Below are 13181 nucleotides of genomic sequence, written 5' to 3' on the forward strand. Positions count from 1 at the left end.
GGCCGCGGGACGAGCGCCTAGTGGACGCCACGCCGCACGGCCACTGGAAGACCACCACCTTCGTCGCCGGCTTGCGCCGCACGGGCTTCGTCGCACCGCTGGTGCTGGACGGGCCGATGACCGGCGAGGCCTTCCGCGCCTATGTCGAACAGTTCCTCGTGCCCACGCTGGCGCCTGGCGACGTGGTGGTGATGGACAACTTCGCGGCTCACAAGGTGGCCGGCGTACGTGAGGCCATCCAAAGGGCACGTGCCCACGTCATGCTGCTGCCGGCCTACTCCCCCAACCTGAACCCAATCGAGCAGGCCTTTGCCAAGCTCAAGGCCAGCCTACGCAAGGCCGGTGCACGAACGCGCGAAGCGCTGTGGGACATCATCGGCCAACTGCTCGACACCTTCAGCCCCAGCGAGTGCCGAAACTACCTCACCAACTCTGGGTACGCGTTCGACTAAACCTGAAATGCTCTAGTAGAACAGTTTGGCGAGCGCGGCCTGAACAGCGCTGAAGAAGCCAAGGAAATAAACGGAGGCGGCCACGGCCACTAGGATGCCGCGAACATTCTCGCGGGCGACAAGGAATAGGCGAGCCATCGTCGCCTCCGTTGGGTAATCTTCGTCGGATCGTCGGCCGGCGTCCTGGCACGAACCGCTCAGCGCGGCTGCGCGTAGACCAGGGCGGCGTTGTCGCCGCCGCCGACCAGCCATGCCTCGCGGCTGGGGTTGGCGGGCGCCATGGTCAGGTATTCCACTGCCGGCCCGTCGCCGAGGCTGCCTGCAAAGCGCGCGAACAGGGGAGGCTGCGACGGCATGCCGCCACCGCTGCCGGCACCGTAGGTGCTGTAGCTGATGGTCATGTTGTCGCCGCCGCCCTCGATGGTGGCGCCGCCGCCGCCGACAAGGGACCCGCCCGTTGCCGTGTGGCCGGTGCCGTCCACCGGGGCCTGCGCCTGGGCCGCACCGGCGGCCAGGGTGACGGCAATGACGGACGCGAATGCGATGTGCTTCATGATCGTGGCTCCTCTGCTCGCCTCATCGGGCGACGGCAGGAGGATGCCGGGGCGACGTGTGACGGGCCGTGAGTGCGCCCGTGGGAAAACCATGCGGCACCGTGGTATCGGCCGGATGTGAGTCCTGCAGCGCGGCGAGCATGCCACCGCACGAATGTGTTCACAGGTGGAAAGTGCGCCGCGACAAGTAACCGCACGGCGCCTCCGTTGCGATACGGATCGACGGGCCGCGTCCCATGTTGCTAGGCTCGCATCGCCTTCCAAGGCGGCTGATGGGACATCGGATGACGCGGCGGGAGTTCATCGCCCTGCTTGGCACGGCGGCGGCACTGCCTGGTGCCGGACGCGCGCAGCCGCTCGCGCTGCCCGTTGTCGGCTATCTTGGCCCCGAATCGCCCGAGCCCTTCGCCAGCCGCGTGCTTGCCTTCCGCGACGGGCTCGCCAGCACGGGATACGTGGCAGGTCGCAACGTCGTGATCGATTTCCGCTGGGCGGAAGGTCGCTACGACAGGCTGCCGGCGCTCGCGGCCGAGCTCGCCGGCCGGCAGGTCGCCGTCATCGCCGCGCCTGGGGGTGCACCCGCTGCGCTCGCCGCCAAGTCGGCGACGACGACGATCCCGATCGTGTTCGAGATGGGTGGAGATCCCATCGCGCTCGGCGTAGTCGGTAGCCTGAGCAGGCCCGAGGGCAACCTCACCGGCGTGTCGAGCCTCAGTGTCGAGGCGAGCCCCAAGCGGCTGGAGATCCTGCACGAGGTGGTTCGCGCTGGGCACGACGCCGGCGCCGCGCCGCTGCTGCTCGGCGTCGTGGCGAACCCGACCAGCCCGACCGCCTTGTCGCAGGTCGGCAGCCTGCAGACTGCCGCCGAGGCGCTCGGGGTGCGGATCCACGTCCTGCAGGCCAGCGTCGAGGCGCAGTTCGGCCCTGTGTTCGAAACGCTGTCCGGGATCAGCGCGCGCGGCGTCGTCTTCACTTCCGATCCCTTCTTCGCCTTCCGTGGCCAGCAGCTTGCGGCGCTCGCGACCCGGCACGCCATGCCAGCGATCACCCAGACCCGGGATTTCACCATCGCCGGCGGCCTCATGAGCTACGGCGGCGACTTCGTGCAATCCCACCGGCAGGCGGGGATCTATGCCGGGCTCATCCTCAAGGGCGCGAAGCCGGCCGAACTGCCGGTGCAGCGGGTCACGAAGCTCGAGCTGTTCATCAACCTGGACACGGCCAGGCGCTTCGGCCTCACCCTGCCCCTGACGCTGCTCGCACGGGCGGACGAGGTGATCGAATGACCGGGCGTGTCGCGGTGCCGCCGTGGCCTTGAACCTCTCCGGCACGCCAGGGGGCCGGGTGAGGCCGCTGGCCGCAGCCGCCGCGGCGGATCGGGCGCCCCGTCGCAGGCATCCGGTCCTCGGCTGGCTGTCGCGCGCCGCCGCCGCCGCGTTCCTGCCATCCGGCCTGGCGCGCCGCTTCGCCCGCACCCTGATCGGCCTCGTCGTCGTCACGCTCCTCGCCAACGGCGCGGTCAACATGGTACTGTCCTACAACGAGGCCACGGCATCGGCCGTGCACGTGCAGCGGGAGAAGGCGCTCGCGGCGGCTGAGCGCGTGGCGCAGTTCATCGGCGAAATCGAGAACCAGATCGGCTGGACGACCCGGGCCGAATGGGCCCGGTTGGACCCCGACCAGCGCCGCTACGACCTGATCCGCCTGCTGCGCCAGACGCCGGCCATCATGGACGTGCTCTACATCGACGCCGATGGGCGCGAGCAGCTGCGGCTCTCACGGCTCGAGCCGGACGTGGCCGGCGGCGGCGCCGACCTTTCCGCCGACCCGCGCTTCACGCAGGCCGTCGCCAACCGCGTCTGGTATGGCCCGGTCTACTACGAGCGCGGGTCCGAGCCATACATGACGCTGGCCATTGCCCATGCCGGACGCCGGCCGGGCGTCACCGCGGTCAGCGTGAACCTGAAGCTGATCTGGGACGTGATCACCGGGATCCGGGTCGGCGAGGCAGGCTATGCCTATGTTACCGACGCCACCGGCCGGCTCGTCGCGCATCCCGACATGAGCCTCGTCCTGCGCGGGACGGACCTGTCGCACCTGCCGCAGGTCGCCCGCGCGGTGCGAGACGCGCAGGGCGACGACGCCGCGCCCGGGAAGTCGGTCCGCCCGGACTGGGGCATGGTGCTCTCGGCCCATGCTGCCATCCCTCGGCTCGGCTGGCTCGTCTTCGTCGAGCTGCCGCGGCGCGAGGTGCTGGCGCCGGTGCTCGTCACGCTCTACCAGACGCTGGTCCTACTGGGCGTCAGCGTTCTCCTCGCCCTGCTGCTGGGCGGCTGGCTCGCGCGGCGCATGGTCGTCCCCATCCGCCAGCTGCAGGCCGGTGCGCAGCGTCTCGGCGAAGGCGACCTGCGCCAGCGCATTGCGGTCACCTCGGCGGACGAGATCGGCGCGCTGGCGCACCGCTTCAACGTCATGGCGGCGCGGGTGCAGGAGGCGCAGGAGACGCTGGAGGCCAAGGTCGCGCACCGGACCGAGGAGCTGGCGCAATCGCTGGACGACCTGCGTGCGGCGCAGGACCGTCTGATCCAGACCGAGAAGCTCGCCTCGCTTGGTCAACTCACGGCTGGCATCGCGCACGAGATCCGGAACCCTCTGAACTTCGTGAACAACTTCGCCGACCTCTCGGCCGACTTGCTGCAGGAGCTCGAGGAGGCGCTCGCCGTGGCCGGGCCTTCGCTCGATGCAGCGCTGCGCGAGGAGATTGCGGAGCTCGTCGCAATGTTGCAGGACAATCTGGGCCGGGTGGTACAGCACGGAAGGCGCGCCGACAGCATCATCCGGAACATGCTGGCCCATTCCCGCGAGAGCGGCGGAGAGCGGCGCCCGGTGGACCTCAACGCCTTCGTCGAGGAAGCGCTCAACCTGGCCTACCACGGCGCACGGGCGGAGAAGCCGGGCTTCAACATCACGCTCGAGAAGCACCTGGACCCTGCAGTCGGGCAGGTCGAGCTCTACCCGCAGGAGTTCACCCGCGTGCTGCTGAACCTGTTCGGCAACGGCTTCCATGCGGCGCATGCGAAGCGCACCAGGGACGCGACGGCCGGGTTCCAGCCGACGCTTTCCGTCACGACGCGGTCGCTGCCGGGCCAAGTCGAGATCCGCGTGCGCGACAACGGGGCCGGCATTCCGGACGCGGTCAAGGCGCGGATCTTCGAGCCCTTCTTCACCACCAAACCCACCGGGGAAGGCACCGGCCTCGGCCTCTCGCTCTCGCACGACATCGTCGTGAAGCAGCACCGCGGGACGATCGACGTCGTGACGGAGGCGGGCAGCTTCACCGAATTCATCGTCACCCTGCCCTGGACCGGGACGCTGCCGGAAGGAAGGGACACATGAACGCGCTCATTCTCGTCGCCGACGATGAGGCGGATATGGAGCCGCTGTTCCGACAACAATTCCGGCGCGACATCAAGGCCGGTCGCTTCGACTTGGTGTTCACGACCTCGGCCCGGCAGGCGCTGCGGATCATCGGCGACGCAGGGCAGCACGATATCCTCCTGTTACTGTCAGACATCAACATGCCAGAGATGAGCGGGCTCGACCTGCTGGCACGCGCGAAGGCGGCGCGCCCCAACCTTCCGATCATCATGGTCACCGCCTATGGCGACGCCGACACGCGCCGCCGCGCGCTGGCAGGTGGCGCCGATGGCCTGCTGCCGAAGCCCATCGACTTCCCCGCTTTACGGGTCGAGATCAACCGCTGCCTCGCCCAGTGGGGAGCGGGGCCGTGACGACGATCCTCGTGGTCGACGACGAGCCAGACCTCGAGGCGCTGATCCTGCAGCGATTCCGACGGCGGATCCGCGCACGCGAATTGGCGTTCCTCTTCGCCCGCGACGGCATCGAGGCGCTCGACTTCGTCGCGCACCATGCGGATATCGGCCTCGTTCTCGCCGACATCAACATGCCCCGTATGGATGGGCTGACGCTGCTCGGCGAGTTGCAGAAGACGGTGGAGCCGCTCGCCACCGTGGTTATCTCCGCCTATGGCGACATGGGCAACATCCGGACCGCCATGAACCGCGGTGCCTTCGACTTCCTCACCAAGCCGATCGATTTCGCCGACCTTGAGACGACGATCGCCAAGACGCAGCGCCACGTCGCGGCCCTGCGGGAGGCGCGCGCGGCTGCGGCCGAACTCCAGCACCAGCGCGAGGCGCTGTTGCAGGCGGAGAAGATGGCAACCTTCGGCTCCCTCCTCGCCGGCGTCGCGCACGAGTTGAACAACCCGCTCTCCATCGTGCTCGCCGGCGCTCTGATGCTGGAGGAGGAAGCGGCGGAGATCAGCGCGCCAGGCCTTGCCAGGAGCGCGGAGCGGATTCGCGTGGCGGCCGAGCGCTGCGCGCGAATCGTCCGCAGCTTCCTCGCCATGGCGCGCCAGCAGGAGGTCCAGCGGCGCCCGATCGTCGCGGCCGTCCTGGTCGACGGCGCGTTGGAACTGCTCGCCTACGGCCTGCGGAGCGACGGCATCGAGGTGACACGGGACGTTCCAGCCGACCTGCCGCCGCTATTGGGCGACGCGGACCAGCTTCACCAGGTCCTGGCGAACCTCATCACCAACGCCAAGCAGGCGCTGGAGCACCAGCCCGGGCCGCGCCACCTGCGCATCGCGGCGCGGGCGGGCTACGACGCGGTCGAGATCTCGGTCGCCGACAACGGACCCGGCATCGCGGCCGAGTTGCGGGGCCGGATCTTCGACCCGTTCTTCACGACGAAGCCGGTCGGCACGGGGATCGGCCTTGCGGTGTCGCGCCGGATCGCGGACGCGCACGGGGGCTCGCTGACGCTGGCGGAAGGGGATGGCGGCGCACGCTTCATCCTGCGGCTGCCGCGCGCCGGGCTGGATGCGGCCGCGCCAGCCATGGCCGACCCACCTCCGGACGCCGCGCCGCCGGCCGTCCCGCGGACGGCGCTCGTCATCGACGACGAGGCGGAACTCGCCGGCGTGCTCGTGCGCATGCTTGCCGTGCACGGCTTCCGCTGCGACTTCGCGGTGACGGGGCGGGAGGCCCGGGACCTTTTGTCCCGCAGCGAGTACGACGCCATCCTCTGCGACCTGCGCATGCCCGACATGGACGGGCAGGCCCTCTACTGCTGGCTGGAACGGCAGCGGCCGCATCTGTGCCGGCGCACCGCCTTCGTCACCGGCGATGCGCTGAGCCGGGTCGCGGCCGAATTCCTCGCCCGCTCGGGCCGCCCCGTCCTGGAGAAGCCCTTCCTGCCCGAGGAGGTGCGCCGGCTGGTCGCCACCCTGGATGCCGACAGCGGCTAGTCCGCGGGCGCATCCGCCGTGAAGGTCATCAGGAAGCGCCGCGGCTCGCCGCCGACGAGGTGCAGGGCGCGGCCATCGGACAGCACCGGGTTGCAGCCGTCATCCGAGGTGCAGAGCGTGTCGCCATCGATCCACCAGCGCTGCGTCGCGACGCGCCGGTCCGGGTGCGCCGGGTGGAACTGGTACTGGTCGCCATCGGCGCTCCAGAAGGTGGACAGGGTGGCCCGCATGCCCCAGCGGTTCCAGTCCACCCCGGCCAGCCGGCGCCCGGCGAAGGCGGCGCGGATCGCGTCGCCGTCCAGCCTCCGTCCCTCCGGCCTCAGGATGCGCTCGCCGCCGAGAAGCGCCTGCCGCAGCCGTTCGGGCGGCCAGCCCGTGGCGCAGCCATAAGCCGCTTCCAGGCTGCGGCCGCTGGTGATGTGATAGGTTCGCGCGGGCCCGAGTTCGGGCCGGTCGAGGCCCCTGGTCTCGGCCTCGTGCACCCGCAGGCCCTGGCGCCGCGCCGCGGCCGACCACCCGATCCAGGCGGCGTGCGGCACGCTCCGGTCGCGCCGGTCGCCGATGACGAAGATCTCGGCATGCGACCGGGTGGCCGCGACGGAGCGCATGGGGTCGGCCAGATCGCCCTCCCGCAGGGCGAAGTCGTCCGCGACGATGCCGTCGGGCCTGCGGCGAAACTGCGCCAGGTCGAGCGGCGCCGAGGCGATGACGGCGCAGCGGATGTCGCTGCGCCTGGCCAGGAGGTTGGCCACCAGCAACCCGCCCGAGGAGAAGCCCGAAAGCACGACGTCGCGGAAGCCATAGCGGCGCTTCAGCGCGTCCACGGCCCCGTTGACGAGTTCCAGCTCGTCGAGCGTGTGGCGATCCTGTGCGTGGTTGCCGGACGAGCCATGCATGCCGGGCCGCGCGATCAGGAACACCGGCATGCCTTGCATGGTGCTGGCCAGGATCCCGGCAGCGAGGCGCCGTGACCCGGCATCCTGCTCGTAGAACTCGCTGACGCGATCGATCTGCACCCGGCCGGCCGCAGCGCGATAGACGATGCCCGGCGGGTCACCGGGAAGGTGCAGCAACGCGACTGGCGACACTCCGGCCGCGCCGCCGGCGGCGTAGCGCAGGCATTCGCGGCGGCGGTTGGTTTCGACCCAGAATGCATCGGGGAGGGCGCGGCACCCTGCCTCGGTCGCCGTCGCGCCGCTGACCAGCCCCTCGCGGGTGAAAGTGTCGGCGGAGAAGCCAGCCGGCACCGGAGGTGCCTGCGGCCCGGGACCTGCGGCGCATCCCGCAGCGAGCAACGCCGATGCCAGTGCGATGCGGACCGGGAGCAGCTTGGGGCAGAGTGCGATCACGCCGCACCTGTGGATCGGAACCGCTGGCAGATGGGCCCTGCCCGACCGCCGCATAGTGGCCAGTGCGGAAAAAACCGGCTCGGCAGCGCGGACAGGACTCCGAATACCACGCTCCGCATCCGCCTTTCCTCGCCCCCGTAAACGGTGGCTCCCACGCCGCCCCGCCAGGCTGCGCCCGTCATCGACAGACCGAGGAGAAGGCGCAGTGCACACCATCATCGCCAGCGGGCGGCCTCTTCAGTTCGAATTGTGGTGGTCGCCTCTCCGGGCCATCCACCGTTGGTACCGCGAGCAACGCACGGCCGCAATCCTGGGCCGCATGGACGACAGGATGCTCAAGGATATCGGCATCGACCGGTCCACCATCCCGTACGAGGCGCGCCGGCACTCGATCGGGCCGGGCGGCTGCTGACATGGTGCCGCATGCACAGGCCGAGGCGGTGCGCGTCGAGACCGACGCTCGCCGCCGGGCGGAATCCGGCCCGCCCCTCCGCATCCGGCGGCTCGGCGAGGAGGATCTGCCGGCCATCGAACAGCACCTGCTGGAGTTCGGCCGGCTCGACCGCCAGGCCCGCTTCGGCGCGGGCATGAGCGACCCGGCGATCGCCGCCTATGTCCTGCGGATGAACCCGTCCCGCGCGGTCCTCTTCGGCGCCGTCCCAGCCCTCGCGCCGCGCCACATGGAGATGGCGGTCACGGTCCATCCGGACCATCGCTGTTGCGGCCTGGGACGGCGCCTGCTCCGACAGGCACTCTCTGGCGCCGCCGCGCAGGGGCAGGAGGTCGCGGACTCCTTCTCCCCCGAGAACCGACCGATCCTTGCACTGGTCCGAAGCCTCGGCGCGCGCGTCGCCGCCAGCTTCGACCGCGCGGAACTCCGGCTGGGCGCCTTGGGGCCGCCAATGCCGCCATCTTTCCCATCGTTGCTCCGCCAGGCTGTCACGGCAGCGTGAGACGCGTGGCCGCGCATTCGGGGATATGCAAAACTTTGGCCGCGCAATCGGGACGATGCAGCGGTGACGACGGTCCACCAACCTGCACCCAGCCTGGGGATCGGCGAGGCGCGGCGTCGCGCCGTCCCTGACGCGACGCCGGCGCGGATGGTCGGCCTCGCCAGGGCCGTGTCGCCGCCGGCCGAGCCGACCTCATGCACACCATAGCGGCTTCCGCAGCAACGCCTGAACTTCGGACGGACCGAGGCCGACATCGCGCTGCATCCGTCCATCGAGCGCGTCGAGTTCGCGCCGTTCCACCGCACGCCGGTGCGCCAGGCGCACGGCGCGTTGCGCCGCGCCCGTACCCTGCCGCAACGCGATCCAGGCCATGTGCGCAAGATGGCGCAGGTCCTGGCCGCAGATCATGGTCTGGATGGCCGATTGCAACATTATCATGGTCCTCGATGCCTCGGCGGGCCGGAGCGCCGCGCCGCGTCAAGCCTCGTCGGACGGCGTGGCATTCGGCATGGGCATGGGCGTGGAATCGGCCGCGAACTGCGCGGGGGCGGCCATGCTGACCATTCGCATGCTCGGCGCCCTGGCGGTGCTGCGCGACGGCGTGGAGCAGCCGCTGCCGCCCTCGAAGAAGACCCGTGCGCTGCTCGGCTATCTCGTCGCGACGGGGCGGCCGCAGCGGCGGGAACGGCTGTGCACCCTGCTCTGGGATGTTCCTGACGACCCGCGCGGCGCCCTGCGCTGGAGCCTGAGCAAGCTGCGCGGCCTCGTCGACGAACCGAATGGCCCGGCGCGAATCCTCGCCGAGCGCGACACCGTCGGCTATGCGCCCGAGGGGGCGCAGAGTGACCTTTTCGTGCTGCGCCAAGTCTGCGCACAGCCGCTCGCTAGGGCCGCGACTGGGACGCTGACCAACATCGCGGCGAGCATCGGCGGCGAGTTCCTGGCGGGCCTCGACCTGCCGGCGCAGCCGGACTTCCAGGCCTGGTGCCTGGCCGAGCGCGAGGATACCCGCCGGCAGCACGCGGCGGTGCTGGAGGAGCTGGTTAACCGCTTTTCGGCCGCGGCGCCGGAGGAGGCGGTGGGGCATGCCCGCCGCTGGGTGGAGCTGGATGGCTTCGAGGCGAAGTCACGCGCCGCGCTGGTCGGATTGCTGGTGCGGCTCGGCCGGCGCGCGGAGGCCGAGCAGCATTGCGAGACGGGCCTGAGGCTGCTGCAGGAAGGGGGCATGCCGCCCGGCCCCCTGATGGCCGCGGCGCGGGAGCTCCGTCGCCGGCCTTCGCCCGCAGCACCGGTCCAGGCCGTCGCCGGACCGGCGCCGACGGGTACCGCTGCGCCGGCCGGAGGTGCCAGGCGCCTGATCATCGTCGACGATGAACCCGAGATCGGCTGGATGGTGGCGGAGTATCTCGGCCGGCACGGCTTCGCGGTACGCACCGCGACCAACGGGCGGGCACTGCGGCAATTGCTGGCCGAGGAGCCGGCCGATCTGGTGATCCTCGACGTGAACATGCCAGGGGAGGACGGCTTCGCCGTCGCGCGCAGCCTCGGCGTCGGCGCGGATGGCCCGCGCATCCTGTTCCTCACCGCGGCCATCGACGTCGTCGACCGCGTGGTCGGGCTGGAACTCGGGGCCGAGGACTACATCACGAAGCCGTTCGACCTGCGCGAATTGCGCGCGCGGGTCCGCAACGTGCTGCGCCGGGTGGAGGAGGCGGCCGGCGAATCCAAGTCGAGCCCGGCGCCGCACGAACCCGAGGTGGAGCCGACGCCGGTGCTCCGGCAGGAGATCCGCTTTTGCCTCGCCGCGGATCGCGTGCGGATCGCCTATGCGACCAGCGGCGAGGGACCGCCGCTCCTCAAGCCGTCGAACTGGCTGACGCATCTCGAATTCGACTGGGAAAGCCCGGTCTGGCGCCACTGGATGCGCGAGTTGTCGCGTGGCCGGCGTCTGATCCGCTACGATGCTCGCGGTAACGGCCTGTCCGACTGGCAGGTCGAGGACCTCTCGCTGACCGCCTCCAGGCGCGACATGGAGGCGGTGGTCGAGGCCGCAGGCCTCGAGCGCTTCGCGGTGCTCGGCATCTCGCAGGGATGCGCCACCGCTATCGCCTACGCCGCGGAACATCCCGGGCGCGTCAGCCACCTGGTGCTCTATGGCGGCTATGCCCGGGGCTGGGCACAGCGCGACAACCCCGCCGAACTGGCGACCCGGCAAGCGCTGGTCACCCTGATGCGGCATGGCTGGGGTGCCGACAACCCGGCCTTCCGCCAGTCCTTCACCAGCCTCTTCATCCCCGACGGCACCCAGGAGCAGGCGCGCTGGTTCAACGAGTTGCAGCGGATGACGACGTCGCCGGAGAATGCGGTCCGGCTCCAGGAGGTGTTCGGATCCGTGCAGGTCGAGGCGCTGCTGCCGCAGGTCCGCGTTCCTACCCTCGTGCTCCATTGCACAGGCGACGAGGTCGTGCCCTTCGAGGAAGGATGCCGCCTCGCCATGGGCATCCGGAACGCGCGCTTCGTGCCGCTCGAGGGACGAAACCACATCCTGCTTGAGGACGAGCCGGCCTGGACCCGCTTCCTGGCCGAGATGCACGCCTTCCTCGATGGAGCCGACGGCGCCTAGACCTGTGCGAGAAGTCGCCCGTGGCGCATATGAGCGCCTGCAGTGGAAGCCGGCTCCCATGCGGCTCATGGCTATAGCTGCTCGTCCCGAAGGTGCTGCTCATACCTGCTGGTCCAACATCCGATGTTGCTGGGCGAGCGGACGCTGCAGGTCAGCATTCGGGATCGTCGGCTGTGCGCCCATGTCGGCTGTTCAGCGCGTGCTCATGGCCACTCAGAAGCGGACAAGACGGCGGAGGACTGCCTCAACCGATGCAGGCGTAGGATAGAGTTCAAAATCACTCATACCGAATCCTGCTGATCAGAATCCGTACAGCAAAGCGGTTCCGCAGAGGCCAAGGCGGGTTGCGGCGGGGCGCCCCCCCGCCGCTGATAGGTTGGGATCAATGGGACTCGGTATAAGCGCACACGAACCACATCGTACTGTACCGAGCACCAGTGCCTGGCATGGAGATCACGCTCGATCGTACCACCGTCCACATCGCCGCCGCGGTGCATTGCACACCCGACTTACGGAACGCCCCATGCCTCCGGCCGCCTTGATCATCCAATCGGGCCGCCAATAAAGAACATGAGGACCACCGCTGCTGGCCAGCCGGTGTCGACAAAAAACTCCGATAGTGGTCAGTCCAGTTTCCCGGCTGCTGAGAGTGCCACTGGAACCGCCATCAGGTCCTCGCCAAATACCAGCTCACCGTCGAACCACGCGCAGCATCGTCCCGACCCCGGCCGGTGACGTCATGCTTCGGCACGCCCGGTTGATGCTGGGTCAGCTCGACCTGGTGGACCGGCAGGTCGAGGCGGTAGAGCGGGGGTTGGTCGGCGTGAGGCGCCTCGGCCTGCATCCCTAGGCGCATCCGAAGCTCCTACCGCACCTAGTGCAGCGGCTCGCGGACCGTGCGCCGCAGCTGCGCATCGCGGTGGTGGAGGCCGACACGGATGCGCTCATCGGGATGCTCTCGGATGGGCGGGTCGACATGGCCGTGGCCCGGATGTCCACCCGCTTCTCGGCCACCCTGCTACGGCAGATCACGCTGCATGCCGAACAGGGGATGGTGGTGGCGAGCCCTGGCCATGTGCTGGCCCAGAACGCCGCGCTCACCCTGGGGGATTGCCTGCAAGCCGCATGGGCCCTTCCGGCCGAAGGAAGTCCGACCCGAATGGCCATCGACACCATGTTCGCCGCGGCTGGCCTGCCGAACCCTGAGCCGCTGCTGGAGATCATGTCGGTCGGCAGCCTCCTGGCCGCTCTCGATGGTGGCAATCTGCTGACCGTGCTCCCCGAAGTGCTCAGCCGGCGCCTCGCCGCGCACGGGAATGTAGCGCTACTGCCGCTCATCGAGCGCTGCGACCTGCCGCCTGTCTCACTCTATCTCCTGAAGGACGGGTTTCAGGACCCTGCCGCGACGCTGCTGGCAGCCGAGCTTCAGGACCTGGTCCGGATCCTAGGAGGTGCGGGACCCAGTGGACTTGCTCACGTCACCTCTACTTCCCCGGCGAGCGAGCGACTGCCGGACGAAGCCGGCTGAGCTGGCACCGCATCAGCGACGCTCGCGCCGGCCAATGCGCCTTTCCGAATGCATGCTCCCCAGAGCGCCCGGGGGAGCAACAGCCGCATCGCACTCAGCCGAGCGCCATGAGGCTCGCATTGCCGCCGGCCGCTGCTGAACGGGTGCTGGTGCTGCGCTCCAGCAGCAACATGTCAAGGCGATAGATGCCCGGCTCGTCGGGCAGGAGCAGCGGGACGATCGGGCCACGACGCGCCGCCAGCCAGCCGTCTGACTTTCGAGACCGCTTCGACGCGACCGGCGAGGTCGCTGAAAAGCGCCCCGCCGATTTTCCGACGTCCACCCAAGCCGGGAGAATCGAATCTGGACCTCGGCGGCTGCGCTTCCTACATGCCCGGCGTCCCGGTCAAC

The 13181-nt window shown here is 69.8% G+C and carries 14 protein-coding genes and 1 pseudogene; 9 read left to right on the plus strand and 6 right to left on the minus strand.

What is annotated here, in order from left to right; genetic code table 11:
* The coding region (locus JMJ55_RS23080) for an IS630 family transposase (protein ID WP_202827973.1) at positions 1-452 on the plus strand (452 nt) is incomplete at its 5' end.
* Between the two features lie 12 nt (positions 453-464).
* On the opposite strand, the gene JMJ55_RS31705 is transcribed toward JMJ55_RS23080, so the two are convergent.
* Positions 465-590 carry a hypothetical protein gene (locus JMJ55_RS31705; protein ID WP_268885389.1) on the minus strand — a complete coding sequence of 42 codons (126 nt, stop codon included), beginning with the start codon at positions 588-590 and terminating at the stop codon, positions 465-467.
* A 59-nt stretch (positions 591-649) separates the two neighbouring features.
* Positions 650-1006 carry a hypothetical protein gene (locus JMJ55_RS23085; protein WP_202827974.1) on the minus strand — a complete coding sequence of 119 codons (357 nt, stop codon included), beginning with the start codon at positions 1004-1006 and terminating at the stop codon, positions 650-652.
* Between the two features lie 284 nt (positions 1007-1290).
* On the opposite strand from JMJ55_RS23085, the gene JMJ55_RS23090 reads away from it, so the two are divergent.
* From JMJ55_RS23090 to JMJ55_RS23105, 4 genes are read left to right on the plus strand one after another with little or no spacing between them, the layout of a single operon-like run.
* Positions 1291-2292: an ABC transporter substrate-binding protein gene (locus JMJ55_RS23090; protein WP_202827975.1), complete on the plus strand. Its 1002-nt coding sequence runs from the start codon at positions 1291-1293 to the stop codon at positions 2290-2292.
* 22 nt (positions 2293-2314) lie between these two features.
* Positions 2315-4402 (plus strand): sensor histidine kinase, encoded by a 2088-nt coding sequence (locus JMJ55_RS31970; protein ID WP_202827976.1) that lies wholly within the window; start codon positions 2315-2317, stop codon positions 4400-4402.
* Entirely contained in the window at positions 4399-4797 is a 399-nt protein-coding gene (locus JMJ55_RS23100) for a response regulator (protein WP_202827977.1), read from the plus strand. Before JMJ55_RS31970 ends, JMJ55_RS23100 begins: the two co-directional genes overlap by 4 nt.
* Positions 4794-6338, plus strand: a complete 1545-nt coding sequence (locus tag JMJ55_RS23105; RefSeq protein ID WP_202827978.1) for a hybrid sensor histidine kinase/response regulator — start codon at positions 4794-4796, stop codon at positions 6336-6338. Before JMJ55_RS23100 ends, JMJ55_RS23105 begins: the two co-directional genes overlap by 4 nt.
* Here the strand turns inward: JMJ55_RS23105 and JMJ55_RS23110 are convergent.
* Complete coding sequence (locus tag JMJ55_RS23110) at positions 6335-7585, minus strand: alpha/beta fold hydrolase (protein ID WP_202827979.1); 1251 nt, start codon at positions 7583-7585, stop codon at positions 6335-6337. The two genes, JMJ55_RS23105 and JMJ55_RS23110, sit on opposite strands and share 4 nt — an antisense overlap.
* 307 nt (positions 7586-7892) lie before the next feature.
* Here JMJ55_RS23110 and JMJ55_RS31975 point away from each other — a divergent pair, with 307 nt between their 5' ends.
* Positions 7893-8099: a DUF1127 domain-containing protein gene (locus JMJ55_RS31975; RefSeq protein WP_202827980.1), complete on the plus strand. Its 207-nt coding sequence runs from the start codon at positions 7893-7895 to the stop codon at positions 8097-8099.
* Position 8100: 1 nt separating this feature from the next.
* Positions 8101-8640: a GNAT family N-acetyltransferase gene (locus JMJ55_RS23120; RefSeq protein WP_202827981.1), complete on the plus strand. Its 540-nt coding sequence runs from the start codon at positions 8101-8103 to the stop codon at positions 8638-8640.
* Positions 8641-8832: 192 nt separating this feature from the next.
* Here the strand turns inward: JMJ55_RS23120 and JMJ55_RS23125 are convergent, their stop codons facing one another.
* Complete coding sequence (locus JMJ55_RS23125) at positions 8833-9072, minus strand: DUF1127 domain-containing protein (RefSeq protein WP_202827982.1); 240 nt, start codon at positions 9070-9072, stop codon at positions 8833-8835.
* Between the two features lie 121 nt (positions 9073-9193).
* On the opposite strand from JMJ55_RS23125, the gene JMJ55_RS31980 reads away from it, so the two are divergent.
* Positions 9194-11263, plus strand: a complete 2070-nt coding sequence (locus JMJ55_RS31980) for an alpha/beta fold hydrolase (RefSeq protein WP_202827983.1) — start codon at positions 9194-9196, stop codon at positions 11261-11263.
* A gap of 667 nt (positions 11264-11930) precedes the next feature.
* Here the strand turns inward: JMJ55_RS31980 and JMJ55_RS31160 are convergent.
* Positions 11931-12119, minus strand: a complete 189-nt coding sequence (locus JMJ55_RS31160) for a hypothetical protein (RefSeq protein WP_236033968.1) — start codon at positions 12117-12119, stop codon at positions 11931-11933.
* A gap of 15 nt (positions 12120-12134) precedes the next feature.
* Between JMJ55_RS31160 and JMJ55_RS23135 the strand changes: the two are divergent.
* Positions 12135-12791, plus strand: a pseudogene (locus tag JMJ55_RS23135) (LysR substrate-binding domain-containing protein); the annotation flags it as partial.
* 94 nt (positions 12792-12885) lie between these two features.
* Here JMJ55_RS23135 and JMJ55_RS23140 read toward each other — a convergent pair.
* Positions 12886-13113, minus strand: a complete 228-nt coding sequence (locus JMJ55_RS23140; RefSeq protein ID WP_202827985.1) for a hypothetical protein — start codon at positions 13111-13113, stop codon at positions 12886-12888.
* Positions 13114-13181 lie beyond the last annotated feature (68 nt).

The sequence above is a fragment of the Belnapia mucosa genome (genome assembly GCF_016775475.1).
GTDB classification, from domain to species: domain Bacteria; phylum Pseudomonadota; class Alphaproteobacteria; order Acetobacterales; family Acetobacteraceae; genus Belnapia; species Belnapia mucosa.

What these genes read in the sequence shown, in the direction of transcription:
- JMJ55_RS31705 (WP_268885389.1), bottom strand. Translation starts at nt 590, where the DNA reads ATGGCTCGCCTATTCCTTGTCGCCCGCGAGAATGTTCGCGGCATCCTA.
- JMJ55_RS23085 (WP_202827974.1), bottom strand. Translation starts at nt 1,006, where the DNA reads ATGAAGCACATCGCATTCGCGTCCGTCATTGCCGTCACCCTGGCCGCC.
- JMJ55_RS23090 (WP_202827975.1), top strand. Translation starts at nt 1,291, where the DNA reads ATGACGCGGCGGGAGTTCATCGCCCTGCTTGGCACGGCGGCGGCACTG.
- JMJ55_RS23100 (WP_202827977.1), top strand. Translation starts at nt 4,399, where the DNA reads ATGAACGCGCTCATTCTCGTCGCCGACGATGAGGCGGATATGGAGCCG.
- JMJ55_RS23120 (WP_202827981.1), top strand. Translation starts at nt 8,101, where the DNA reads ATGGTGCCGCATGCACAGGCCGAGGCGGTGCGCGTCGAGACCGACGCT.
- JMJ55_RS23125 (WP_202827982.1), bottom strand. Translation starts at nt 9,072, where the DNA reads ATGTTGCAATCGGCCATCCAGACCATGATCTGCGGCCAGGACCTGCGC.
- JMJ55_RS31980 (WP_202827983.1), top strand. Translation starts at nt 9,194, where the DNA reads ATGCTGACCATTCGCATGCTCGGCGCCCTGGCGGTGCTGCGCGACGGC.
- JMJ55_RS31160 (WP_236033968.1), bottom strand. Translation starts at nt 12,119, where the DNA reads ATGCGCCTAGGGATGCAGGCCGAGGCGCCTCACGCCGACCAACCCCCG.